The organism is Micromonospora sp. NPDC048887 (assembly GCF_040649715.1).
GTDB lineage: Bacteria > Actinomycetota > Actinomycetes > Mycobacteriales > Micromonosporaceae > Micromonospora.
Window position 1 is genome coordinate 1 of the sequence record NZ_JBEZGA010000015.1, and the last position, 23619, is coordinate 23619.

Consider the following 23619-nt stretch of genomic DNA (forward strand, 5'->3'; position numbering starts at 1 on the left):
TGGCGCTCACCCGCCGACTACGAACGACCAGAGACCCGCGCCCTGGAGGCCCAGGCCGCATAACGGAGCCCTCCACGATTCCAGGGGATTGACACCATGAGGTTGGCGGTGGCCAAACGGGCACCGAGCGCCGTCAACTTCATGATCGACGCCCTCGAGGGCGGGGCGGATCGCGGGCCGGGGGTCGGGTGCTGCGGGGGCCAATCGGCGATCTTGCAGTTTGAGCCCTTTTGGGTGCCCCATTCGCACGCTATGCGGGGTACCGAAGTGCAAGATCGCGGGTGATCCGGGGGTGGTAGCGGGTTCGGCGCGGGGCCGTCTCCGGCGGCCGGGCGACGGTGACGATCCCGGCCAACGACGCGGCGAGGATCCGCTGCGGTCTGGGGTGAGTTCGTCGATCTTGGAGTTGTGGCATCTCGCGAAACCGCACCAAAAGGGCAATTCGGGGTGCCACAACTCCAAGATCGACGGCAGTGGGCGGGGCGCGAGGACTCGCGGCGGTGGGGCGCGGTCGGGAGCGGGGCAGGGTGGGCGACACGGGGGACGGCGGTGGGCGAGCGACGGGGGGAGCCGGGTTCTGCCGTTGGCAGATCCGCTGACCGTGAACAGGGCACGTCATACCGGCCGCCCGGCGGCAGGCTGGGACGCATGCGACTCCTGATGCTCGGTGGTACGGGCTTTGTCGGTGGTGCGGTGGTGGCTGAGGCGGTGCGCCGCGACTGGCGGGTGACCGTGTTCAACCGTGGTGTGCACGGGCGGGTGCCGGACGGCGTACACCGGTTGCGGGGTGACCGGACCGCGCCGGACGGCCTGGCCGCGCTCACCGGCGGCGAGTGGGATCTGGTGGTGGACACCTGGGACGGCGCCCCACGGGCGGTGCGGGACGCGGCGCTGGCGCTCGTCGACGCGGTGCCGCACTACGTCTACGTGTCCAGCGGGTCGGTGTACGCGCCACCCGTCGCGCCGGGCAGCGGCGAGGAGGCACCCACTGTGGCGGCCGACCCGGACGCCGACGACGGGGACTACCCGGCGAACAAGGCCGGCGGGGAACTCGCCGCGACGCGGGTGTTCGGTGACCGGGCGCTGCTCGCGCGTGCCGGGCTGATCCTGGGGCCGGGGGAGGACATCGGGCGGCTGCCGTGGTGGCTGAATCGGATCGCCCGGGGCGGTGACGTGCTGGCACCGGGGCCGCGTGACCTGCCGATCCAGTACGTGGACGTCCGGGACCTGGCGACCTGGCTGCTGGACCGGGGCGCCGAGGGCGTCGGCGGGGCGTACAACGTGGTGGGCCGCACCGGGCACGCGACGATGGGTGACCTGCTCGACGCGGCCGTGGCGGTGACCGGGTCGGACGCGACGTTGCGGTGGACCGCGCCGGAGCCGATCCTGGCCGCGGGGGTCGAGCCGTGGAACGACCTGCCGGTATGGATCCCGCGCGGGCACGAGTACCGGTGGTTGCAGGAGCGGGACGTCGAGCGCGCGTACGCGGCGGGGCTGGTCTGCCGGCCGGTGACCGACACGGTCGCGGACACCTGGCGGTGGCTGCGCGAGGTGGGGCGGGTGCCGGCCCGCGCGGGGCGTCCGGCCCGCGCCCCGGTCGGCCTGGCACCGGAGCGGGAGGCCGCCCTGCTGGCCGCGTGGCCGGCCTGACCTGCGGAGGAGTACGGGTCAGGCCGACACGACAGGCAGGTCGAGCACCTCCTCGACCGGGCGGCGCGGGGTGGCGCGGCCGGGCTGGCCGTACCCGATCCGCATCACCATCTGCGGGGTGCCGAACCGGCCCAGCGACATCCGCAGCGCCTCGCGCGCGGCCGGGACCTCGATCGGCTGGGACAGCATCGACACGCTCAGCCCGGCGTCGGTGGCGGTGAGCAGCACCCGCTGCAGCGCCTGCCCGGCCAGGATCTGGTCGGCCGAGGTGTTGCCGGCCGAGCCGAGCACCGCGACCAGCGGCTCTGGCTCGAAGTCGCGGCCGGGGGCGCGGTTGCGGCCGCCGAAGCCGCGCTGGGGCAGCAGGTCCTGCGGCTCGCTCTGCGGTCCGCCGGCGACCGTCGGCACGCCGTCCGGGGCCGGCTCGGAGCGGATCCACTCGGCCCGTTCGGCCACGTACGCGGGGTCGCGTTCCAGCACGCGGTGGGCGCTGCGGGCGACCTCGGCGACGGCGTTGACGGCGCTGGTGCCGATCACCAGCTCCAGCCAGCCCTGCTCGGCGCGGGCCGCCTCGCCGAGCCGCCAGCGGGCCTCGGCGGGCACCGGGTCGGGCCAGAACGGCGCGCGGTTGCTGAACCGGTGCGGAATCGCCCCGTACAGGCTCTGCTCGACCGGGGTGGGACGGCGCGGCACGTCCGGCACGAGCCGGGCCACGACGTCCGGATCGGCCGGGTACGGGCGCAGCCGGACAGTGGCCGGGGTGCCCGCGACGGCGAGCGCCAGCCGCAGGTTGAACACTGCCGCTCCGGCGGCGATCCGGGCGCCCCAGCCGGTCGGGTCGGTGGCGGGCAGGCCGCGCAGCGGGTCGACGGACACCTCGATGCCGCCGTCGACCAGCCGGAACCGCCACGGCTGGGTGTTGTGCAGCGACGGCGCCCGGACCGCGTCGGCGACCGCGGCCCGCAGCTGCTCGCCGGTGTATTCGGTCGTCATGGTGGTGCTCCCTCTCGTGCGGCGCCGGCTCCCCCGGCCGGGTACACCACTACGGTGCGTCAGCGCGCGGCGCGGTGAGCAGGGCCGGAGGTCCCCACCTGGGCCCGGCCGTCGGTCCCGGGCGGTGCGGGCAGGACGGGACTTTCGACCCGTGCTACGAGGGCGGGAAAGCGGGTAGAAAGGACTGATGATCCGGGTGTTCCTGCTCGACGACCACGAGGTCGTCCGTCGTGGCCTTGCCGATCTGCTGGAGAGCAGCGGCGACATCGAGGTGGTCGGCGAGTCCGGCCTGGCCCAGGAGGCGGCCCGCCGCATCCCGGCGCTGCGCCCCGACGTGGCGATCCTCGACGCCCGGCTGCCCGACGGCAACGGCATCGACGTGTGCCGCGACGTCCGCGCCGTGGACTCCTCGATCAAGGGCTTGATCCTCACCTCGTACGAGGACGACGAGGCGCTGTTCGCGGCGATCATGGCGGGCGCCGCCGGGTACGTGCTCAAGCAGATCCGCGGCACCGACCTGGTGGACGCGGTCCGCCGGGTGGCAGCCGGGCAGTCGCTGCTCGACCCGGCGATCACCACGCGCGTGCTGGAGCGCATCCGCAGCGGCGTGGAGCAGCCCCGGGAGCTGAAGTCGCTCACCGAGCAGGAGCGGCGGATCCTGGAGTACGTGGCGGAGGGGCTCACCAACCGGGAGATCGCCGGGAAGATGTTCCTGGCCGAGAAGACGGTGAAGAACTACGTCTCCAGCGTGCTGGCCAAGCTCGGCCTGGAGCGGCGTACCCAGGCGGCGGTGCTGGCCACCCGGCTGCTCGGCAAGAACACCTGACCGGCGGTCAGTCGAGCGGGACGCTCCAGCGCACCTCGGTGCCGCGCGGCTCGGCCCGGCGCAGCGAGAACTCGCCGCCGAGCCGCTCGGCCCGCTCCCGCAGGTTGACCAGGCCGCTGCGGGCCGCCTCCGGGTCGCAGCCGACGCCGTCGTCGGTGACGGTGATCTCGACCCGGCCGGAGTCGACGCGCACCCGCACCGACACCCGGTCGGCCCGCGCGTGGCGTACCGCGTTCGACAGCGCCTCGCGCAGCACGGCGGTGAGTTCGGGGCGCAGGTCGTCCGGGACGGCGCTGTCGATCGGGCCGATCAGTTCCAGCTCGGGGCGGTAGCCGAGCGACTCGGCGGCCACCTCGATGGCCTCGCGGATCTCGGTGCGCAGCGCCGCGCTCATCGGGGTACGCAGCTCGAAGATGGTGCGGCGGATGTCGCGGATGGTGGCGTCCAGGTCGTCGACGGCCTGGTTGATCCGCTTGGCCGCCTCGGGGCGGGCGTTCATCGCGCCGCTCTGCAGTTGCAGGCCGGTGGCGAACAGCCGCTGGATCACCACGTCGTGCAGGTCACGGGCGATGCGTTCGCGGTCCTCCAGGACCACAAGCAGTTCCCGTTCCTCCTGCCCGCGGGCCCGCTCCATGGCCAGCGCGGCCTGCCCGGCGAAGCTGGCCAGCAGGGCGAGGTCGTCGTCGGCGGCGGGACCGTGGTCGGGCCGGTAGCCGATCACCAGGACGCCGTGCAGCGTGTCGGCGGCGGCGAGCGGGGAGACCACTGCCGGCCCGGCGACCACGGGCCGGGGCCAGGGCGCCGCGGCGGCGAGGTTGTCGACCTGGTCGTGCCGGCCCGACGTGGCGGACGCGGCGAAGCTGGTCTCGGCGGCGGGCAGCACCGCGCCGACCAGTTCCCGGGTGACCGGGTCGGCGCCGTCGACCACCTCGACGGTGAACTGCGCCTCGTCCTCGTCGTAGAGCAGCACCAGGGCCAGCTCGGCCTCGGCGACCTCGCGGGCGCGGCGGGCCACCAGGGTCAGCGCGTCGGTACGGCGCACCTCACCGAGCAGCACCGAGGTGATCTCGGCGGCGGCGGCGAGCCAGCGTTCGCGCCGGTGCGCCAGCGCGTAGAGGCGGGCGTTCTCGATCGCCGCGCCGGCCGCGGCGGCCAGCGCCACCACGATCTCCTCGTCGTCCTCGGTGAACTCGGTCGCGCCCTGCTTCTCGGCCAGGTAGAGGTTGCCCCAGACGTGGTCGCGGATGCGTACCGGCACGCCGAGGAAGCTGTGCATCGGCGGGTGGTTCGGCGGGAAGCCGTACGAGTTGGGGTGCTTGGTGATGTCCGGCATGCGTACCGGCTTCGGCTGGTCGATGAGCAGGCCGAGCACGCCGCGGCCGTGCGGCAGCTCGCCGATCTTCGCGTGCTGCTCGGGGCTGATGCCGTGGACGATGAAGTCGTGGAGCATGCGGTCCGGGCCGATCACGCCGAGCGCGCCGTAGCGGGCGCCGGCCAGCTCGCACGCCGACTGCACGATCCGTTCCAGCGTGCTGCGCAGATCCAGGTCGGAACCGATGCCGACGACGGCGTCGAGCAGTGCCCGTAGCCGCTCGCGGCTGGTCATCACCTCGCCGACGCGGTCGAGCATCTCCTGGAGCAGTTCGTCCAGGCGGACGCGGGACAGCGGGGTCAGCCCGAGCGACGGTGCGACGTGCTCGTGCGAGGGCTGGGGTGCGGCGGCCACCGGGCGATGGTATCGCCCGGCGGCCGCCCTGATCGAGACCGGTCAGGTGAGGCGCTCGCGGACCGCCGAGGTGTCGACTGTCTGGGTGACGTCCAGCCGGGGGGTGTGCGGCGGTCCGGCGTGCGTCGGGTCGGCCACGCCGAGCCGCATGCTGAGGTACGGGAACCCGAGGCCGGAGAGAATCTGCCGCAGCACCTCACGGGTGCCCTCGACCTCCACCACGCCGGACAGTGGCACCAGCGACACGCCGTGCCGGGTGGCGGTGAGCCAGGCGGCGGAGAGCGCCTCCCCGGCGCGCAGCCAGCTCATCGTCTCGTCGTCGGAGCCCCAGAGGATCCCGTAGACGGCGGTCTTGTCGTGGCCGGGCCCGACCGGCAGCGACCCGGCGCGGCCGAAGTCACGGGCCGGAACGGTCGTCTGGGGCGCCTGCTCGGGCAGCACCTCCGGCGGCAGCCCGGTGCCGGTGCCGGCCCGGTTGGTCCAGTACGCCAGCTCCTCGCGCAGCTCCGGGCTGTCCGCCTCGACGGCGGCGGCCTGCTGGGCGGCGGCGGCGAGCTGGATCTTCTGGGTGTCGTCGAGCAGTTGCAGGTTCACCCCCTCCAGCGTGGCGGCCCGGTCGATGTCGTTCAGCGCGGCGGTCGGGATCTGCTCGTCGCTGACCGGCCGCCGGTCGGTGTGCCGCACCTGCATGCACTGCACGACGCGCATGGCGTCGGGGTCGGCGCCGGTGTGCTTCAGGCTGGTGATCCGGGCCAGCAGGTCGGGTTCCTTGGGGTCGGGCAGCCGTTCCACCACCGGGGTCCAGCCTTCGGCGGCCAGCGCCACCCGGGCGTGGTGCAGCGCGGCGCCGCAGCTCACCACCAGCAGGTGACCCTCCGGGTCCATGGCGCTGAGGTGCCGTTCGCGGACCACCCGCAGCTCCAGCGCGTCGGGCAGGACCGTCCAGTGCCACGGCTGCGTGTTGTGCACCGAGGGGGCGTGGCCGGCCATTCCGGCGGCCTCCGCGAGCGCGGTGGTCAACGGGCGATCGCCGGCCGGCGTCTCGTGGCTCATCGTCACGACCTTTCCTGTTTTCCCCATCGTGCCCCACGCCCGGGAAGCCCGGGTGGGGATGCGGCTCCATCCTCGGCCATGCCAGGGCGCCCCGCAGGGGTCCTTCGCCCTGCGGATTACCCGGGTCGCCCTGCCCGGCGCGCGTCCGGGCTGAGACGATCCCCACGTGGGAACCGAACCGGGCGAGTGCGTACCCGAGCAGCCGGCCCGCGCCCGGCGATGGGCCTGGACCGAGTGGGCACCGTTGGTGCTGCTCACAGTGGCCGTGCTGGCCGGCGCGGCGCTGTGGCTCGCCGGCGCGCACGACGCCGCCCGGCTGGTCTGGGCGGCGGTCACACTGGTCGCGCTGATCCCGGCCGCCTGGACGACGTTGCGTCAGCTCTGGCTGCGGCAGTTCGGCGTGGACGTCATCGCGGTGCTGGCGCTGCTCGGCGCGCTGCTGGTGCGGGAGTACCTGGCCGGCGCCGTCATCGCGGTGATGGTCGCCACCGGGCGGGCGCTGGAGGAGTACGCCCAGCGCCGCGCCACCCGTGACCTGCGGGCGCTGCTCGAACGCGCGCCCCGGCAGGCGCGGCGGCGCACCCCGGACGGCAGCATCGAGGTGGTGCCGCTGGACCGCGTCGAGGTGGGGGACCGCCTCGTGGTGGGGCCGGGCGACGTGGTGCCCGTGGACGGCGTGGCCGAGGAGGCGGCGACGCTCGACGAGTCGGTGGTCACCGGCGAGTCGCAGCTGGTGACCCGCGCGGCCGGGGAGCAGGTCGCCAGCGGCGTCGTGAACGCGGGCGCCGGCTTCGGGCTGCGGGCCAGCCGCAACGCGGCGGAGAGCACCTACGCGGGCATCGTCCGCCTGGCCGGCGAGGCCACCGCCCGCAAGGCGCCGATGGTACGGCTGGCCGACCGTTACGCCGCCGCGTTCGTGCCGTTCACGCTGGTGCTGGCCGGGCTGGCGTGGCTGCTGTCCGGCGACTTCACCCGGGCGGTGGCGGTGCTCGTGGTGGCCACCCCGTGCCCGCTGCTGCTGGCCACCCCGATCGCCGTGGTCTCCGGCCTGTCCCGGGTGGCCCGGCGCGGTGTGCTGGTCCGCGACGGCGGGTCGCTGGAACAGCTCGGCCGCGCCCGTACCCTGCTGCTGGACAAGACCGGCACGCTCACCGCGGGCCGGCCCCGGGCGGCCGAGGTGGTGGTGGCGCCGGGCGGTGACCGGGACGAGGTGCTGCGGCTGGCCGCGTCGGTCGAGCAGCTCTCCCCGCATGTGCTGGCCGCCGCGCTGGTCCGGCAGGCCCGCGAGCGAGGGCTGCCGCTGGCCGAGCCGACGCAGGTCACCGAGGAGCCGGGGCACGGGGTGAGCGGACGCGTCGACGGGCGGATGGTGCACGTCGGGCAGCTCGGCGGCGAGCCGCCGGAGTGGGCGGGCCGCCTCGGTGAGCGTGCCGAACGGGCCGGGCGCTCCGCGGTGTGGGTCAGCGACGACAGCGGGCCGCTGGGCGCGATCCTGCTGGAGGACCCGGTCCGCCCGGACGCCCGGCGCACGGTGCGCCGGCTGCGTGAGGCGGGCCTCACCCGGCTGGTCATGGTCACCGGCGACCGACCGGGCACGGCCCGGCAGGTGGCGCAGATCGTGGGCGTCGACGACGTGATCGCGCGCTGCTCGCCGCAGGAGAAGGCCGAGCGGGTACGCGAGGAGTCGGCGCACGCGGTGACGGTGATGGTCGGCGACGGTGTGAACGACGCGCCCGCGCTGGCCGAGGCGCACGTCGGCGTCGCGATGGGCGCGACCGGGGCGACCGCCTCGGCGGACGTGGCCGACGCGGTGCTCACTGTGGACCGGCTGGACCGGCTCGCCGACGCGGTCGAGATCGCCCGGTACGCCCGCCGCATCGCGGTGCAGAGCGCCACCGTCGGGATGGGCCTGGCGGTGCTGGCGATGCTGGTGGCCGCCGCGGGCCGGCTGCCCCCGGTGGCCGGCGCGTTCCTCCAGGAGGGCATCGACGTCCTGGTGATCCTCAACGCGCTGCGCGCGCTCGGCGGCGGCCTGCGGCGGCGCGACCTGCCCGCGCACACGGTGGAGCTGATCGACAGGTACGCCGGCGAGCACGGCGGCGTCCGCGACGTGCTGGCCCGGCTGCGCGACACCGCCGACATGGTGGCGACGCGCCCGGACGACCCGGCGTGCCTGCCGGCGCTGCGTGAGGTGCACCGGCGCCTGGTCGACGAGGTGCTGCCGCACGAGGCGGCCGAGGACCGGCAGCTCTACCCGGCGCTGGCCGGCCCGCTGGGCAGCGACGAGGCGACCTCCACGATGAGCCGCGCGCACGTGGAGATCGTGCGGCTGGTGGAGCGGATCGGCGGGCACCTCACGGCGCAGCCGGACGGCCGGCTGCGCCGTGACGAGATTCCCGATCTGCTCGCCGCGCTCTACGGCCTGGACGCGGTGCTGCGCCTGCACCTGGCCCAGGAGGAGGAGGACTACTTCTCGCTGAACCCGGAGGAGGGCTCCACCACGCCCGGCCGCTGAGTCAGCGCTCGCGTACCACGGCGACCGGGCAGTGCGAGTGCTGGATGAGCTGCTGGCTGACCGAGCCGAGCAGCATGCCGCGCAGCCCGCCCCGGCCCCGGCTGCCGACCACCACCAGCTGTGCCGACCGGCTGGCCTCCACCAGCAGCGCCGACGCGCTGCCGGGCACCGCGTCGATCTCGACCGGCACGTCGGGGAAGCTCTCCCGCCAGGTGGCCAGCTCCGCCTCGGCGGCGGCCCGCTCGCTCGCGGCGACCCGCTCCGGGTCGAAGTCCGGCGGCACCCACCTGTCGCCCGGCGGCTCCCAGGCCCGCAGCACCCGCAGCGGCACGTCCCGCTGCGCGGCCCGCTCGACGGCGAAGCCGAGCGCCCGCAGCGCCGACTCCGAGCCGTCCGAGCCGACCACCACCGGCCCGGACGTGGCGGCCTGGCCGTCGCGGACCACCACCACCGGGCAGTGGGCGTGCGCGGTGACCGAGACCGCTGTGGAGCCGGCGAGCAGCCCGCCGAAGCCGCCGTGGCCCCGGCTGCCGAGCACCAGCATCCCCGCCTCGGCGGACCGTTCCTGGAGCACGAGCGCGGGCGGTCCGTCGAACACCTCACCGCGCACGGTCAGGCCCGGCCGCTCGGCGGCGGCGTCCGCAGCCGCCTTGCGTACCAGCTCCTCGACCTGCTGCCGGGCGGCTTCGTCCGGCCACACCCCCGGCGCCACGGCGGGTCCGACCCAGCCGGTCACCGTCAACCACTCGAAGACGTACGCCAGGCGTACCGGCCGCCCCGAGCGGCCCGCCTCGTCCAGCGCCCAGTTCAGGGCGACCGCCGCGTCGGCGGAGCCGTCGTAGCCGACCAGGATCTCGTCGTCGCTCATTCGCCACTCCTCACGGCCGGGTCGTTCTCGCGGATCCAGCGCCACTCGGCGACCCGGGGATCGTCCTCACCATAGCGGCGGGTGTGGTCGCGGCAGGACTGGCGGGCGTCCACCATGTCCTGGCGCAGGTGCGCGGCGCGCGAGCGCAGCCCCGGCACCCGGTCGATCACGTCGATGACGAGGTGGAAGCGGTCCAGGTCGTTGAGCATCACCATGTCGAACGGTGTCGTGGTGGTGCCCTCCTCCTTGTAGCCGCGTACGTGCAGGTTCTCGTGGTTGGTACGGCGATAGGTGAGCCGGTGGATCAGCCACGGGTAGCCGTGGTAGGCGAAGATCACCGGCTTGTCGCGGGTGAAGATGGTGTCGAACTCGTTGTCCGGCAGGCCGTGCGGGTGCTCCGACGGCGGTTGCAGGCGCATCAGGTCGACCACGTTCACCAGCCGCACCCTCAGGGCCGGCAGGTGCCGGCGCAGCAGGTCGACGGCGGCCAGCGTCTCCAGCGTCGGCACGTCACCGGCGCAGGCGAGCACCACGTCCGGCTCGGTGCCCTCGTCGCTGCTGGCCCAGTCCCAGATGCCCAGGCCGCGGCGGCAGTGCTGGATCGCCTCGTCCATGGTCAGCCAGTTCGGCGCGGGCTGCTTGCCGGCCACCACCACGTTTATGTACTGCCGGCTGCGCAGGCAGTGGTCCATTGTGGAGAGCAGCGTGTTGCCGTCCGGCGGCAGGTAGACGCGGACCACCTCGGCCTTCTTGTTCATCACGTGGTCGATGAAGCCCGGGTCCTGGTGGGAGAAGCCGTTGTGGTCCTGGCGCCACACGTGGCTGGACAGCAGGTAGTTGAGCGACGCCACCGGCTCCCGCCAGGGGATGCCCCGGGTCACCTTCAGCCACTTGGCGTGCTGGTTGACCATCGAGTCGACGATGTGGATGAACGCCTCGTAGCTGGTGAAGAGGCCGTGCCGGCCGGTCAGCAGGTAGCCCTCCAGCCAGCCCTGGCACAGGTGCTCGGAGAGCACCTCCATCACCCGGCCGCCGGGGGAGAGGTGGTCGTCGCCGGGCGTCTCCGTGCCGACGAAGGCGCGGTCGGTGACCTCGAACGCCGCGCCGAGCCGGTTCGAGGCGACCTCGTCCGGGCCGAACAGGCGGAACGTCCGCGGGTTGCGGGCGATCACGTCGCGGATCCAGGGGCCGAGCACACCCGTCGCGCCGGCCATCGGCTCACCGGGCGTCGGTACGTCTACCGCGTAGTCGCGGAAGTCCGGCAGCTCCAGGTCGCGCAGCAGCCTGCCGCCGTTGGCGACCGGGTTGGCGCTCATCCGGCGGTCACCGGTGGGCGGCAGCTCGGTCACCTCGGCGACCGGACCGCCGGTGGCGTCGAACAGCTCCTCCGGCCGGTAGCTACGCAGCCAGCGCTCCAGCTCGGCCAGGTGCTCCGGGTTGTCCCGGACACCGGAGATCGGCACCTGGTGGGCGCGGAACGTGCCCTCGACCTGCTTGCCGTCGACCCGGGCGGGCCCGGTCCAGCCCTTCGGCGTCCGCAGGACGATCATCGGCCAGCGGGGGCGCTCGACGCGCCCGCCGGAGCGGGCCCGGCGCTGGATCGCGGTGATCTCGTCGACCGCCCGGTCGAGCGTGCCGGCCAGCAACCGGTGCACGGCCGCCGGGTCGTCGCCCTCGACCACGTACGGCTCGTAGCCGAAGCCGCGCATCATGTCCCGCAGGTCCTCGCGGGGGATCCGGTCCAGCACGGTCGGGTTGGCGATCTTGTAGCCGTTGAGGTGCAGGATCGGCAGCACCGCGCCGTCGCGGGCCGGGTTGAGGAACACGTTCGACAGCCAACTCCCGGCCAGCGGGCCGGTCTCCGCCTCGCCGTCGCCGATCACGCAGGCCACCAGCAGGTCCGGGTTGTCGAACGCGGCGCCGTACGCGTGGCTCAGCGCGTACCCCAGTTCGCCGCCCTCGTGGATCGAACCCGGCACCTCCGGCGCCACGTGGCTCGGGATGCCGCCCGGGAAGGAGAACTGGCGGAACAGGCGCCGCATGCCGGTCCCGTCCCGGGGGATGTGGTGGTGAAGTTCGCTGTAGGTGCCCTCCAGCCAGGTGTTCGCCACCAGCGCGGGGCCGCCGTGGCCGGGTCCGGTGACGAAGATGGCGGACAGGTCCCGTTCGACGATGACCCGGTTCAGGTGCGTGTAGAGCAGGTTGAGCCCGGGGCTGGTGCCCCAGTGGCCCAGCAGGCGCGGCTTGACGTGCTCGGGCTTGAGCGGTTCCCGCAGCAGCGGGTTGTCGAGCAGGTAGATCTGGCCGACGGTGAGGTAGTTCGCCGCGCGCCAGTACGCGTCCAGCCGGCGCACCTCGTCTTCGGTCAGGACCATGTCTTCCTCCTCGGCACGTCCGCCCCGCGCGGGCGTCACGACCCGTCCCCGGCGTCCGCGGGGAGTCCCCGTACGACGATCAGCGGGGCGGGCGAGTGGTAGAGCAGCGACTGGCTGACCGCGCCCAGAGTGGACCCGACCGGCCCGTCGCCCCGGGCGGCCACCACCGCGAGCTGCGCCGCGTGGGACCGGTCGAGCAGGACGGGTCCCGGCTCACCGTGGACGGTCTCGCAGTCGGCGGTGACCCGCGGGTGCCGCCGGGCCTCCCGTGTGACCGCCTCCTCCAGCCGCCCGTCGTCGCGGTCGCCGGAGTCCGGCTCGATCACCCGGACGGCGAGCAGGCGCGCGCCGCGGTGTCGCGCGCAGTCGAAGGCGTATCCGAGGGCGGCCCGCGAGCTGGCCGAGCCGTCGAAGCCGACGAGCAGCGGCCCGGGCGGGGCCGGCTCGGTGCGGCCGACCAGCACCGGGCAGGTGGCCCGGGCGGCCACGTCCACGGCCGGGGTGTCGGCCGGTACGCGGTTCGGGTGGGCCGACATGCCTCCGTCACCGAGAGCGATCAGGAAGGCGGTGTCGGCGACCCGCAGCAGCGCCTCGACCGGGGAGCCCTCGACGATGCGGCCGCTGACCGGCACCTGCGGCGCGCATTCGGCGGCCACCCGCCGGGCGTTCTCCAGCACGTTCTCCGCGTCGGTGCGGGTGCCGCCGGCCGGGGCGGGGCCGGGCGTCGCCGCCCAGTTGAACGCGTGCAGCAGGTGCAGCGGACGGTCGTGGGCGGCGGCCTCGGCGGCGGCCGTGCGGACCACGGTCAGGTCGGCCTCGGAGCGGCTGACGCCGACCACCACCGCGCCGTGGCTGGGTGCGGCCACCCGGCTCACCTCCCGACCCCTGCTTTTCACCCACCGTAGTCGTGGGACCGGGTGCGCCGGAGCGGGTCGGCGGAAACCGGCGGTCAGCGCGGGGCGGGCAGGGTGGGATGGACGCGCAGGACGACGGCTGTGGCGTTGTCCTCGCCGCCCTCGTCGAGGCTGGCGGCGAGCAGGGCCTCGGTGGTCCGCGCCGGCTCGCGCCGGGTGGCGAGCAGGTCGCGCAGCCGGTGGTAGCCGAGCTGGTCGCTGATGCCGTCGGTGCACAGCAGCCAGGTGTCGCCCCGGCGCAGCGGCACGGCGAGCAGGTCCGGCTCGGGCCGGTCCGGGTGGCCGACGTAGCGCAGCAGCTGGTAGCGCGCCCGCGCCGCCTCCGGCGAGTCCGCCGGCCACCAGCCGTGCAGCAGGCCGAGCCAGGCCATGGTGTGGTCGACGGTGACCAGTTCCAGCAGACCGTCGCGCAGCCGGTACGCCCGCGAGTCGCCGAGCTGGACCAGCCAGCCCTGTTCGCCGTCGGGCTGGACCACGAGCGCGGTGAGCGTGCACCCGGTCAGGCCGGACAGCGTCGCGCCGGCCTGGCGTACCCGCCGTTGGGTCTCGGCCACGGCGGCCCGCAGCCCGGCGGGGCCGACGGCGGGCCAGTCGGCGCGGACCCGCGCCACGAACGTCTCGGCCGCGGTCGTGCCGGCGATCCGGCTGCCCTCGCCGTCGCCCATGCCGTCGCAGACCACCGCCATCGGCAGCTCCGGGTCGACGTGCAGCACGTCGTAGTTCTCCGGGTAGCGGTGCCCGACCACGCTGCCCCCGGCGATCTCCAGGGTGAGGCGGCCGGCGGTGAGCCGGCGCGCGGGCTCGACCGGCCGGTCCAGCGGACGGCGGCGGAACACCAGCGGACCGTAACACCGGGACGGGCCGGGGTGTGGAATCTTCAGGGTGACTTTCTGGCAGTGGAGGTGGCCTGGCTGTCCCCGTGAGCGGTCTGCGGGTCAGGGCCGGCGCAGTGGCGCGAGCGCGTCGGCCCAGGCGGCCACCTCGGCGAAGAGCTGGCGGAGCATAGCGTCGTGGCGGTCGCCGGGAGTGAACGTGGTGAATGCCGCGAAGTCGGTGGCGAGTGACAGGCTGACCTGGGTGCGTACGCCTGCCAGCTGAAGACCTGCCGTGATGAGGCGTAGGTGCTCTACCGCACGTGCGCCGCCGACACTGCTGCCGTAGGAGACGAATCCGGCCGCTTTGTTGTTCCACTCGCCGTAGAGGTAGTCAATGGCGTTTTTCAGCGCGGAGGGGATCGATCGGTTGTATTCCGGGGTGACGAAGACGTATCCGTCGAACTCGGCGATCTTCTTGCTCCAGCGCCACGTGTGGGGGTGGGTGTAGGCGCCGAGTAGCGGTGACTGTGGCTCGTCGAAGACCGGCAGGTCATAGTCCTTGATGTCCACCACCTCGACGTCGATGCCGTCGTGCTGGCTGCCGTGCTTCGCTACCCACTCGGCCACCTGGTGGCCGACCCGGCCGGGGCGGGTGCTGCCGAGGATGATCCCGATGTTCGTCATGAGTGATCCGTTCTGGTCGATTCGAAGGTTGCCGACGGTCCGAAACGCGGTGTCACGCGGATTGCTGAGGCGAGGATCCGGATTGCAGAGCGGCGTCCAGTCCGTTCAGCCGCAGCACGCTGGCGCCGCGCAGGTGCGCGAGGTCGGAACTGCCGTCCCCCGCGTATCTGAGGAAGGTCACCTGTTCGGTCCATTCCAGGCAGGTTCCGTCGGGCTCGGTGTCGAGCCGGACGGTGACCAGCGAGGTCCATCGCAGTTCGTCGTCGACGACGGCCTCGTAGCCGTAGACGATCCGGTGTGCGTCCGCGATGTCGATGTACCGCGACCGGTATTCCAGCCGCTCGGGTGCCGTGTCCAGCGTGGTGAAGGTGCTGCGTGCCGTCTCACCACCGCCCACCCGGAAGTCGTGCTCGTACACCGCTCCGCTGCCGGGAAGCCGGAACCATCGGCGCCTGATCGTGGTGTCGGCGAACGCGGTGAAGACCTCGCCCGGCGGCCCGTCGAGGTGCCGCGTGATCGTGAATGTGTCGTGCCGGACCATGCCGTCCTCCCGCTGTGACGGTCACGAATGGGTGACCGCATGTCAGTTACGATTAGTAAGAAACGTGCGTCCAACGGATTTAGTCCGGCTGCCCGATACGCACTTTGAAGTCAGCTACTGACGCGCGAGGAACGGAAGAGCATGACGAGCCTCCTTGGTGCCGAACTGGCGCAGCGCGGGGTCGCGCCGGACTGCATCCAGACGATCGAGCTCGTCCGGGAGGTGCTGGCGCGGGTGGGCGACAAGTGGACGCTGCTGACCATCACGGCCCTGACGTCCGGCCCGCTGCGCTTCACCGCGTTGCACGAGCAGGTCGCTGGCGTCTCCCAACGGATGCTCGGCCAGACGCTGCGCGCCCTTCACCGCGACGGGCTGGTGACCAGGACCGCGTACCCGGAGGTGCCCCCGAGGGTCGTGTATGCCTTGACACCGCTCGGCCGCTCACTGAGTGAGGCCGTGGGTGGACTCGTGCACTGGGTCCGTGATCACCAGAGCGATCTCGTCCGTAACCGCGACGAGTTCGACCGGACGTCCACCGCGAACAACGCCACTCCGCGCCGTGCATAGTCGCGCCCCGGGGCGGCAGACCGGGGTGCGCGTCAACCAGAGTTGACACAGTGCGCGTGTCAACCTACATTGACAGCATGAGTCAGGCGACGGAACTCGCGGCGGCGGCCGGCAGCACCGACCCCAAGGTCGGCCTGCGTGCCGTGCTCGCCCTGCGCCGGCTGCTGGAGCGGCTCGAGGTGATCCAGGTCGACAACGCCCGGCGGCAGGGCTGGTCGTGGCAGGAGATCGCCGACGCCCTCGAGGTCAGCCGGCAGGCGGTCCACAAGAAGCACGCCGGACGACCGGCGGTGCGCGAGAGCTGGGAGGCGTGATGTTCGAACGATTCACCGACCGGGCCCGTGCCGTGGTGCACCACGCGCTCGACGAGGCCCGCGCCGAGGGACGGCGGCCGGTCGGCACCGAGCACCTGTTGCTGGGGGTGCTCGCCGACCCCGACGGCCTGGCCGTACGGCTGCTCGCGGCCGGCGGCGTCGACGCCGACGCGCTGCGCGCCGCGGTGGCCCGCCACGCCGAGCGGGGCGTGGACGGGCTCGGCGCGGCGGACGCGGCGGCGCTGCGCGAGATCGGCATCGACCTCGCCGCGATAGTGGCCCGGATCGAGGAGTCCTTCGGCCCGGACGCGCTGCGCGAGGCGACCCCGCGCCCGCGCCGGTGGTGGCGTCGCGGGCCACACCACGGCACGTTCTCGCCCCGCGCCAGGAAGGTGCTGGAGCTGTCGCTGCGCGAGGCGCTGCGGCTGCGCCACCGGCACATCGGCACCGAACACATCCTGCTCGGCCTGCTGCGCGAGGGCGACGGCCTGGCCGCCGTGGTGCTCACCGAGGCCGGGGTGGACCTCGACGACCTGCGGCGGCGCGTCGACGCGGCGCTGCGCGAGGCGGCCTGACCCGCACCCGGGTTTCAAACCTGTTTGCGGTCCTCGCTACGTCCCGCTGCGCCGGGTCGCCGTCACGCCCTGTGTCCTGCACACTGACGCCGTGGACGGTGCAGACGACAAGCGCCCGGTGAACGCGGAGAACCGCACCCCGCGCTCGGCAGTGGTGGTCAACCCGGTGAAGGTGGCCGACCTGGACGAGTTCCGCCGCATCGTGGACGGCGCGCTCGACGCCGCCGGGTGGCCGGCCCCGACCTGGTACGAGACGACAGTCGAGGACCCGGGCCGAGGGCAGGCGGAACAGGCCGTCAAGGCGGGCGCCGAGGTCGTCTTCGCCTGCGGCGGCGACGGCACGGTGATGGCCTGCGTGACGGCGCTGGCCGGCACCGACGTGGCGCTGGCGGTGCTGCCCCAGGGCACCGGCAACCTGCTGGCCGCCAACCTCGGCCTGTCGAACGACCTGGCCGCCGGGCTCCAGGTCGCCGTCGAACGCGGAATGCGCCGCCTCGACGTCGGCGTGGTCGGCGACAAGTGCTTCGCGGTGATGGCCGGGATGGGCTTCGACGCCCAGATGCTCGACTCCACCTCGGAGACCACGAAGAAGCGGATCGGCTGGCCGGCGTACGTGATGGGCGCCGCCCGCCACCTGCGCGACCGGCCCATGCGGGTCTCGGTGCGCATCGACGGCAAGCCGCCGCTGCGCCGCCGGGCCCGCTCGGTCCTGGTGGCGAACGTCGGGCGCCTGCAGGGCGGGGTACGCCTGCTCACCGAGGCCGAACCGGACGACGGCTGGCTCGACGTGGCGGTGCTGACGCCGCGCAGGCTGCGCCACTGGCTCGCGATGGGCTGGGCGGTGCTGCGCCGCCGCGACAGCGTGCCCCGGATGGAGGTGTTCCGGGCCCGCTCGGTCGAGATCACCAGCACCCGGGCGCAGCCCCGGCAGCTCGACGGCGACCTGATCGAGCCGGGCCGGTCGCTGAAGGCGACCATCCGGCCCGAGTCGCTCTGGCTCTGCGTACCGCGCCCGGAGGAGGACCCCGACCTGGCGGTGGACGCCGACGCGGTCGGCGAGCGCGGTGAGCACCTGGTCGAGGAGGCCCGCCGTGAGTAGCACCAAGCTGGTCCCGGAGACCCGGTTGATGGCGGAGGAGCAGCTCTCCGCCGACGACGCCTGGCACACGCTGCGCCGGCACGGTGGATGGTGCCTGCTGCGGGATGCCTTCGTCCGGTTCCGCTACGGCGACGGCTTCAGCCACTCCCGGGCGCTGGGCTTCCAGCTCTGCCTGGCGGTGGTGCCGTTCCTGATCGCGCTCACCGGCCTGATCACCGACCTGGGCGCGGACGAGGGCGGCAAGGTCGTCGCCGACACGGTGCTGGCCATCACCCCCGGTCAGAGCGAAGCCGTGGTGCAGGACCTGCTGACCGACAGCGAGCGCACCGAGGACGCCGGTGAGCTGGCGCTGACGCTCGGTCTGCTCACCGGGCTGGTCGCGCTGACCACCACGATGGCGCAGATCGAGCGGGGCGCCAACCGGATCTACGGCGTCGAGCGGGACCGCCCGGCGCTGGCGAAGTACCTGCGCGCCTCCATCCTCGCCGTGCTCGCCGGCGTACCCGCGCTGGCCGGCTTCCTGATCCTGGTCGGCGGCCGGGCGGTGGGCGAGTCGGTACGGCGGCACTACGAGTGGGGCGACGTCGCCATGGCGGGATGGAACGTCATCCGCTGGCCGCTGAGTCTCGGCCTGACCGTGCTCGCCGTCGCGATGCTGTTCCGGCACGCCCCGCGACGCCGCCAGCCCGGCCTGTCCTGGCTGTTCTTCGGCGCGTCCATCGCCATCGCGCTGTGGTGGCTGGCCAGCCTCCTGCTCGCCGCCTACGTGAAGTACAGCGGCGGATTCGGCCAGACCTACGGCGCGCTGACCGGCATGATGGCCCTGTTGCTCTGGGCCAACCTGACCGGGATCGCGCTGTTCGGCGGGCTGGCCTTCGCCGCGCAGCTCGAAGCGATGCGCATCGGCGTGGAGCAGCCCGCCCAGCCGGATCTCTGGCAGCCGGAGGCGCAACGCGAGGACCTGTTCGACACCGGTGAGATGACCTCGCTCTGACGCCACGCCGGTCCAGCGTGTACGGGACACGCCGATCGGGTACAGCGCGCCTCGCAGAGGAACGAGGGAGGTGCGGTGTGACCGCGGTCAAGGAAGCCGGGAGCCGGCCGCTCGGCCATTTCGCCGAGCGGAGCCTCGCGGGCCTGCTCGCCGTGGCCGGCGCGGGAGTCGGGTTCGGCGTGCTGCTCATGCTGGTCCGGTTCCGGTGGAGCCCGCTGGGCGACGCCGACCACGCGGTGGCCGAGTGGTTCAACGGCCTGGTGGCCCCGCACGGCCCGCTGGTAACGGTGCTCCAGGCGATCACCGACCTGGGCGGGCGGCCGGTGCTGATCTGGCTGGTCACCATCGCGGTGGTGGGCCTGCTGATCCGCCGCCAGTCCCGGCTGGCGGTCTACCTGATCGTCACCGGTGCCGGCGGCCTGATCCTCGACCCGTCGCTCAAGGCGCTGGTCGGGCGGCTGCGGCCGGTGGTGGACGTGCCGATCGCCAGCGCGCCCGGCAACAGCTTCCCCAGTGGTCACGCGCTCGGCTCGTTCGTCGCGTACGGCGCGCTGCTGCTGGTGTTCCTGCCGGCCATGGCGCCGCGCTGGCGCAAGCCCGCCATCGCCATCGCCGGTGTGCTGATCTTCCTGGTCGGGCTGACCCGGATCGCGCTGGGCGTGCACTACGTGTCGGACGTGATCGGCGGCTGGCTGCTCGGCGCGGCCTGGCTGGGCGTCACCGCGTACGCCTTCCGGCTGTGGCGGCGCGAGCGCGGGCGGCCGGTGCCGCCGCTGCGCGAGGGCCTGGAGCCGGAGGCGGGCGAGGAGCTGGCGCTCGCGCCGGACGAGGAGAAGATCCTGGAGCACCCGCGCTCGGCGGTGGCCGAGCTGCTGGTCGGCTGGGTGCTCGTCTTCGGGGTGCTCTACGCGTTCGGCATGTTCGTCAGCTACCACGCCAAGGGCACGTTCTTCGACACGCTCGACACCGAGGTGCCGCGCTGGTTCGCCGAGCGGCACACCGACGCGCTGACCGACCTGAGCTGGTGGTGGAGCAAGTTCGGCGACACCCACGCGATCCTGCTGGTGTCGCTGGTGTTCTGCCCGATCGTGCTCGCCGTGTGGCGGCGCTGGCGGCCGGTGCTGTACGTGGTGCTGGCGATGTTCGGCGAGCTGAGCCTCTTCCTGGCCAGCGCCCGGGTGGTGGACCGGCCCCGGCCGCCGGTGGAGAACCTGGACGGGCAGATGCCCACCTCGTCGTTCCCGTCCGGGCACATCGCGGCGACCATCTGCCTCTGGGCGGCCATGGCGATCATCGTGTTCCCGCGTACCGACAGGTGGTGGCGGTGGCTGTTCGTGGGCATGGCCGTGCTGATGCCGGTCGGCGTGGCCACGTCCCGGATGTACCGGGGCATGCACCACCCGACCGACTTCATGGGCGCGATCCTGCTCGGCGCGCTCTGGTTGTCGCTGCTGTACTTCGTGATCCGGCCGAACGCCGACGTGGCCGAGGGCAACCAGCCGGCTATCGAGTCCGAACAGGTGGACGAGCTGGACGACGAGCTGGCCAAGGCCGCACGGCCGGACTGAGCCGATGCTGCGGCTGATGACCTGGAACATCCGGACCGGCGGGCGGGACGGCGGCGGTGCCGACCGCCGGGACCGGATCGTCTCGGTCGTCACCGCGCAGCGCCCGGACGTGCTGGCGGTCCAGGAACTGCGCGGCATGGACGCCACGCTGGACGGCCTGGCCGATCGGCTCGGGATGGCGGCGTACCTGGCCCGGTCCTGCTTCGGGCAGCCGGTGGCGGTCCTGGTCCGCCCGCCGCTGCGGGTGCTGCGCGCCGGCCGGGTCCGCCGCCCGTTCCACCACGCCGCCGCCCGGGTGCGGGTGGCCACCGCCGCCGGACCGCTCACCGTGGTCAGCACCCACCTTTACCCGTACTCCGGCGGGCGGCGGCGGATGGAGGCGGACTGGCTGGCCGCGGCGATGCGCCGCACCGGGGGAGAGCTGGCCCTGCTGGCCGGGGACCTGAACACGCTGGAACCCACAGTCGAGCACACCGCCCGGCTGGCCGGGCTGGCCACCCCGTACCGGCGGCGGCACCTGCGCCGCGACGGCCGTACCGTGGACACCCGCGCGGTGGCCCGGCTGCTCGACGCCGGGCTGGTCGACCTGTGGCCGCACTCCGGCGGCGACGAACCCGGCGGTCTGACCGTGCCGACCCGGCACGGCGGCGCCGAGTTCGCCGGGATGCGGCTGGACTACCTGCTCGCCACCCCGGCGCTGGCCGATCGGGTACGCGCGGTGCGGGTGGTCCGCGACGGCGACGCGGACACGGCGTCGGACCACTATCCGGTGCTGGCCGAGGTGGACCTCACGGCCGGCTGAACGACCCTGCCAGGTCGGCCACCACGAAGGCCGCGAAGATCAGGATGACGGTCTCGCTGACCAGCCAGGAGTGCCTGCCGGTCCAGGCACGGAACGCGGGCAGCAGCCGCTCGGCGCGCTCGCCGGACAGCAGCAGCGTGAGCAGCGGCAGGGCCAGCAGCGCCACGGTGAGCGCCGTGAACGGCAGCAGATGCCACCACGGGCGGCCGTGCCCGGCCATGCTGCCGGCGACCGACGCCATGACCAGCTCGTCGCTCGGCACGGCGACGGCGAGCACCAGCCCCAGACCGAACGCGTACGCGGGCCGGGGGTCCTGCAACCGGCGCAGCCACCCGGGCGGCCGGTCGCGTCGCCGCCTGCGGAACGTGACCACCATGAGCACCGCGAGCAGGGCCAGCACGATGCAGTCGATGAGCCGGCGGCTGCCGCCCACCCCGATGCCGTGCACGGCGGTGTGCCGCACCAGCCGGAACAGCGCGTACCAGATCGTCAGCGGCCCGAGCACGCCCAGCGCCACGCCGCCCAGGAAGGCCACCGAGCTGCGGCGCGGGTGACGGCCGGAGGCGAGGACGACGGCGCCGACGAGCTTCGACCCGGCGACCATCTCCAGCGCCAGCGGCAGCGCGGTCAGCAGGGGCATGACCCATTCTGGTGTCGCCGCCCCGCACTCCGGGCCGGGTTCTACAGGACCAGGTTGAGCAGCACGGTGAGCACCACCGAGGCGACGATCGAGAAGAGGATCATCAGTAGGCAGCCGAGCCCGCCCCCGGCGGGCCGGATCTCGGTGTTCCCGATACGCATGGCGTCAACTCCTCAGCGGGGTGGTGAGCAGGGCGTGGACGGCGTCCGCGACCTGGGCCGGTGCGGTGGTGACCACGTTGTGCGCCGCGCCCGGGACGGCCACCGTGCGGGCGTCCGGCACCAACCGGGCGACCTGCTCCCGCCAGGCGGCCGGGGCGACCGGGTCGCGGGCGCCGGTGAGCACCAGCGTGGGCGCGGTGATCCGGACCAGGTCCTCCTCGACCGCGTTGCGGACCGAGTGGGACAGCGTCGCGAACACGCGCCACGGCCGGGCGTCCGCCACGTCGCGCAGCAGGACCGGCGCCTGCCACGTCGCCTCCCGCAGCGTGTCCACCAGCCACCGGCCGATCAGCCCGCGCCGGGACCGGGCGGCGGGGTCGCAGGTCGGACCGGCCAGCACCAGCGCGCTGACCAGGCCGGGGTGACGGGCGGCCAGCGCGGCGGCCACCTCCGCGCCGAAGGAATGGCCGAGCAGGCAGACCGGACCCAGCCGGTACGCGGCGAGCCAGTCGACCAGGAACGCCACGTGCCCGTCCACGTCGTACGCGGTGCCGGGGCGTTCGGACAGCCCGAAGCCGGGCAGGTCCGGCACGTACACCTGCCGGCGCGGCGCCAGCGCGACGGCCAGCGGGGTGAGGTAGCGGTGCGACACGGCCAGGCCGTGCACCAGCACCACGGGCGGCCCGTCCCCGCCCGGGCCGGCGGAGCGGCGGGTGTGTGCCCGCAGCCCGGCGACCTGCCGGAACTCGCTCGTCAACCCGGCGGCCGGCCGGGGCGCGGCGAGCGCCAGGCGCAGGCCGGCCGGCCCGAAGCGCCCCGGCGGGGACGGTGCGAGCGTCACAGCTCGCGCAGCCGGGGCAGCAGCTCCTCCTGGGCCCAGTCGAGGAACATCGGCTGGGTATCGCCGCCCACCTGGACCAGCGCGACGTGGGTGAAGCCCGCGTCGACGAACTTCTTGAACGCCTCGACGTGGCGGTCGGTGTCCGGGCCGCAGGAGATGCCCTCGGCCACGTCCTCCTCGCGGACGAACTGGGTGGCCGCGTCGAACGACTCCGGGCCGGGCAGGTCGGCGTTGACCTTCCAGCCCAGGCCGAACCAGCGGAACTGGTCGTGCACGATCTTGCGGCACTCGTCCTCGTCCGGCCCGTAGCAGATGGCCACCTGCCCGTACCGGGGGCGGCCCGCGCCGCCGGCCTCCTCGTACATGTCGATCAGGTGGGACAGCGGGTCGGTGGCGATCATGGCGTCGGCGTACTCGGCGGCGAGCGTCGCCGACTGCCGTCCGGACGCGGCCACGGCCATCGGCACCGGCCGCTCCGGCCGGTCCCAGACGTACGCGTCCGGCACGTCGAAGTGGTTGCCGGAGAACGTCAGCGTCTCGCCGTTGAGCAGCGGCCGGATGATCTGCAGCGCCTCCTCGAACATCTCGTGCCGCTGCTGCACGTGCGGCCACCCGCCCACCACGTGCTCGTTGAGGTTCTCCCCGGCGCCGAGGCCCAGCGTGAACCGCCCGTCCGAGAGCACCCCGACGGTGCTGGCCTTCTGCGCCACCACCGCCGGGTGGTACCGCCGGATCGGGCAGGTCACGAACGACATCAGCTCGGCCCGGCTGGTGGCGTGCGCTACCGCGCCGAGCACCGACCAGGCGTACGGGGAGTGGCCCTGGGACTCCAGCCACGGGTAGTAGTGGTCGGACATGACCAGATGGTCGAAGCCGGCGGCCTCGGCGCGTACGGCGTGGTCGACCAGTTGCTTCGGGCCGGCCTGCTCGCACATCAGGGTGTAACCGACGTTGACCATGGCGTCTCCTTCCCGGGCGGATCGTCCCGGGATACCCCGCCCGGCGCGGGTCAACCCTGCTGTCCGCTTCGCCGCCTCGCGTCGCCGCCTGTTCTTAACCGGTTCAGCACGCTGATCTGCCGCACACCGCTCTCCTCGT

22 protein-coding genes are annotated in these 23619 nt (G+C 73.7%); 10 read left to right on the top strand and 12 right to left on the bottom strand.

The features are described 5' to 3' along the window. The first annotated feature begins 648 nt into the window (after window positions 1-648). Complete coding sequence (locus AB0C17_RS21825; RefSeq protein WP_357471573.1) at window positions 649-1650, top strand: NAD-dependent epimerase/dehydratase family protein; 1002 nt, start codon at window positions 649-651, stop codon at window positions 1648-1650. 18 nt (window positions 1651-1668) lie between these two features. Here the strand turns inward: AB0C17_RS21825 and AB0C17_RS21830 are convergent, their stop codons facing one another. Further along, a complete protein-coding gene (locus AB0C17_RS21830; protein WP_357385602.1) occupies window positions 1669-2643 on the bottom strand; it encodes a nitroreductase in 975 nt (324 codons plus the stop codon). Window positions 2644-2830: 187 nt separating this feature from the next. Between AB0C17_RS21830 and AB0C17_RS21835 the strand changes: the two genes are divergently transcribed. Beyond that, entirely contained in the window at window positions 2831-3469 is a 639-nt protein-coding gene (locus AB0C17_RS21835; RefSeq protein WP_357385604.1) for a response regulator transcription factor, read from the top strand. A gap of 7 nt (window positions 3470-3476) precedes the next feature. Here AB0C17_RS21835 and AB0C17_RS21840 read toward each other — a convergent pair whose 3' ends face one another. After that, window positions 3477-5099: a GAF domain-containing sensor histidine kinase gene (locus AB0C17_RS21840; protein WP_357385862.1), complete on the bottom strand. Its 1623-nt coding sequence runs from the start codon at window positions 5097-5099 to the stop codon at window positions 3477-3479. A gap of 138 nt (window positions 5100-5237) precedes the next feature. Then, window positions 5238-6248: a nitroreductase gene (locus AB0C17_RS21845; RefSeq protein ID WP_357385606.1), complete on the bottom strand. Its 1011-nt coding sequence runs from the start codon at window positions 6246-6248 to the stop codon at window positions 5238-5240. Window positions 6249-6414: 166 nt separating this feature from the next. On the opposite strand from AB0C17_RS21845, the gene AB0C17_RS21850 reads away from it, so the two are divergent. After that, on the top strand, window positions 6415-8763 hold the full coding sequence (locus AB0C17_RS21850; RefSeq protein ID WP_357480177.1) for a heavy metal translocating P-type ATPase: 2349 nt from the start codon (window positions 6415-6417) through the stop codon (window positions 8761-8763). Between the two features lies 1 nt (window position 8764). Here AB0C17_RS21850 and AB0C17_RS21855 read toward each other — a convergent pair whose 3' ends face one another. The 6 genes from AB0C17_RS21855 to AB0C17_RS21880 all read right to left on the bottom strand — a co-directional run bounded on the left by AB0C17_RS21855 (window position 8765) and on the right by AB0C17_RS21880 (window position 14960). After that, entirely contained in the window at window positions 8765-9631 is an 867-nt protein-coding gene (locus AB0C17_RS21855) for a universal stress protein (RefSeq protein WP_357385610.1), read from the bottom strand. Further along, window positions 9628-12006 carry a phosphoketolase family protein gene (locus tag AB0C17_RS21860; protein ID WP_357471577.1) on the bottom strand — a complete coding sequence of 793 codons (2379 nt, stop codon included), beginning with the start codon at window positions 12004-12006 and terminating at the stop codon, window positions 9628-9630. Before AB0C17_RS21860 ends, AB0C17_RS21855 begins: the two co-directional genes overlap by 4 nt. Window positions 12007-12041: 35 nt before the next feature. Beyond that, a complete protein-coding gene (locus AB0C17_RS21865) occupies window positions 12042-12872 on the bottom strand; it encodes a universal stress protein (protein ID WP_357480180.1) in 831 nt (276 codons plus the stop codon). Window positions 12873-12955: 83 nt separating this feature from the next. Next, complete coding sequence (locus AB0C17_RS21870; protein WP_357480184.1) at window positions 12956-13756, bottom strand: PP2C family serine/threonine-protein phosphatase; 801 nt, start codon at window positions 13754-13756, stop codon at window positions 12956-12958. A gap of 99 nt (window positions 13757-13855) precedes the next feature. Further along, on the bottom strand, window positions 13856-14419 hold the full coding sequence (locus tag AB0C17_RS21875) for an NADPH-dependent FMN reductase (protein WP_357385618.1): 564 nt from the start codon (window positions 14417-14419) through the stop codon (window positions 13856-13858). Window positions 14420-14471: 52 nt separating this feature from the next. Next, complete coding sequence (locus AB0C17_RS21880) at window positions 14472-14960, bottom strand: SRPBCC domain-containing protein (protein WP_357480186.1); 489 nt, start codon at window positions 14958-14960, stop codon at window positions 14472-14474. A 141-nt stretch (window positions 14961-15101) separates the two neighbouring features. On the opposite strand from AB0C17_RS21880, the gene AB0C17_RS21885 reads away from it, so the two are divergent. The 7 genes from AB0C17_RS21885 to AB0C17_RS21915 all read left to right on the top strand — a co-directional run bounded on the left by AB0C17_RS21885 (window position 15102) and on the right by AB0C17_RS21915 (window position 20879). Continuing rightward, window positions 15102-15527: a helix-turn-helix domain-containing protein gene (locus tag AB0C17_RS21885; protein ID WP_357471580.1), complete on the top strand. Its 426-nt coding sequence runs from the start codon at window positions 15102-15104 to the stop codon at window positions 15525-15527. A 77-nt stretch (window positions 15528-15604) separates the two neighbouring features. After that, window positions 15605-15841, top strand: a complete 237-nt coding sequence (locus AB0C17_RS21890) for an HTH domain-containing protein (protein ID WP_030275209.1) — start codon at window positions 15605-15607, stop codon at window positions 15839-15841. After that, window positions 15841-16416: a Clp protease N-terminal domain-containing protein gene (locus AB0C17_RS21895; protein ID WP_357471742.1), complete on the top strand. Its 576-nt coding sequence runs from the start codon at window positions 15841-15843 to the stop codon at window positions 16414-16416. Before AB0C17_RS21890 ends, AB0C17_RS21895 begins: the two co-directional genes overlap by 1 nt. 91 nt (window positions 16417-16507) lie before the next feature. Continuing rightward, window positions 16508-17515, top strand: coding sequence for a diacylglycerol kinase family protein (locus AB0C17_RS21900; protein WP_357385626.1), 1008 nt, complete (start codon window positions 16508-16510; stop codon window positions 17513-17515). Then, window positions 17508-18509, top strand: coding sequence for a YihY/virulence factor BrkB family protein (locus tag AB0C17_RS21905; RefSeq protein WP_357385628.1), 1002 nt, complete (start codon window positions 17508-17510; stop codon window positions 18507-18509). Before AB0C17_RS21900 ends, AB0C17_RS21905 begins: the two co-directional genes overlap by 8 nt. 77 nt (window positions 18510-18586) lie before the next feature. Beyond that, a complete protein-coding gene (locus tag AB0C17_RS21910; protein ID WP_357385630.1) occupies window positions 18587-20077 on the top strand; it encodes a phosphatase PAP2 family protein in 1491 nt (496 codons plus the stop codon). A gap of 4 nt (window positions 20078-20081) precedes the next feature. Continuing rightward, entirely contained in the window at window positions 20082-20879 is a 798-nt protein-coding gene (locus AB0C17_RS21915) for an endonuclease/exonuclease/phosphatase family protein (RefSeq protein ID WP_357480190.1), read from the top strand. On the opposite strand, the gene AB0C17_RS21920 is transcribed toward AB0C17_RS21915, so the two are convergent. The 3 genes from AB0C17_RS21920 to AB0C17_RS21930 all read right to left on the bottom strand — a co-directional run bounded on the left by AB0C17_RS21920 (window position 20866) and on the right by AB0C17_RS21930 (window position 23480). Next, window positions 20866-21519: a GAP family protein gene (locus AB0C17_RS21920; RefSeq protein ID WP_357385634.1), complete on the bottom strand. Its 654-nt coding sequence runs from the start codon at window positions 21517-21519 to the stop codon at window positions 20866-20868. The two genes, AB0C17_RS21915 and AB0C17_RS21920, sit on opposite strands and share 14 nt — an antisense overlap. Window positions 21520-21684: 165 nt before the next feature. Then, a complete protein-coding gene (locus AB0C17_RS21925) occupies window positions 21685-22521 on the bottom strand; it encodes an alpha/beta hydrolase (protein WP_357480192.1) in 837 nt (278 codons plus the stop codon). Next, window positions 22518-23480, bottom strand: coding sequence for a TIGR03557 family F420-dependent LLM class oxidoreductase (locus tag AB0C17_RS21930; protein WP_357385638.1), 963 nt, complete (start codon window positions 23478-23480; stop codon window positions 22518-22520). The genes AB0C17_RS21925 and AB0C17_RS21930 overlap by 4 nt, the downstream gene beginning before the upstream one ends. Window positions 23481-23619: the final 139 nt, after the last annotated feature.

Coding starts and splice junctions, on each gene's coding strand:
- AB0C17_RS21880 (WP_357480186.1), bottom strand. CDS start 14,960: ATGGTCCGGCACGACACATTCACGATCACGCGGCACCTCGACGGGCCG.
- AB0C17_RS21920 (WP_357385634.1), bottom strand. CDS start 21,519: ATGCCCCTGCTGACCGCGCTGCCGCTGGCGCTGGAGATGGTCGCCGGG.
- AB0C17_RS21895 (WP_357471742.1), top strand. CDS start 15,841: ATGTTCGAACGATTCACCGACCGGGCCCGTGCCGTGGTGCACCACGCG.
- AB0C17_RS21845 (WP_357385606.1), bottom strand. CDS start 6,248: ATGAGCCACGAGACGCCGGCCGGCGATCGCCCGTTGACCACCGCGCTC.
- AB0C17_RS21855 (WP_357385610.1), bottom strand. CDS start 9,631: ATGAGCGACGACGAGATCCTGGTCGGCTACGACGGCTCCGCCGACGCG.
- AB0C17_RS21825 (WP_357471573.1), top strand. CDS start 649: ATGCGACTCCTGATGCTCGGTGGTACGGGCTTTGTCGGTGGTGCGGTG.
- AB0C17_RS21890 (WP_030275209.1), top strand. CDS start 15,605: ATGAGTCAGGCGACGGAACTCGCGGCGGCGGCCGGCAGCACCGACCCC.
- AB0C17_RS21830 (WP_357385602.1), bottom strand. CDS start 2,643: ATGACGACCGAATACACCGGCGAGCAGCTGCGGGCCGCGGTCGCCGAC.
- AB0C17_RS21860 (WP_357471577.1), bottom strand. CDS start 12,006: ATGGTCCTGACCGAAGACGAGGTGCGCCGGCTGGACGCGTACTGGCGC.
- AB0C17_RS21915 (WP_357480190.1), top strand. CDS start 20,082: ATGCTGCGGCTGATGACCTGGAACATCCGGACCGGCGGGCGGGACGGC.
- AB0C17_RS21840 (WP_357385862.1), bottom strand. CDS start 5,099: ATGCTCGACCGCGTCGGCGAGGTGATGACCAGCCGCGAGCGGCTACGG.
- AB0C17_RS21875 (WP_357385618.1), bottom strand. CDS start 14,419: ATGACGAACATCGGGATCATCCTCGGCAGCACCCGCCCCGGCCGGGTC.
- AB0C17_RS21835 (WP_357385604.1), top strand. CDS start 2,831: ATGATCCGGGTGTTCCTGCTCGACGACCACGAGGTCGTCCGTCGTGGC.
- AB0C17_RS21885 (WP_357471580.1), top strand. CDS start 15,102: ATGACGAGCCTCCTTGGTGCCGAACTGGCGCAGCGCGGGGTCGCGCCG.
- AB0C17_RS21930 (WP_357385638.1), bottom strand. CDS start 23,480: ATGGTCAACGTCGGTTACACCCTGATGTGCGAGCAGGCCGGCCCGAAG.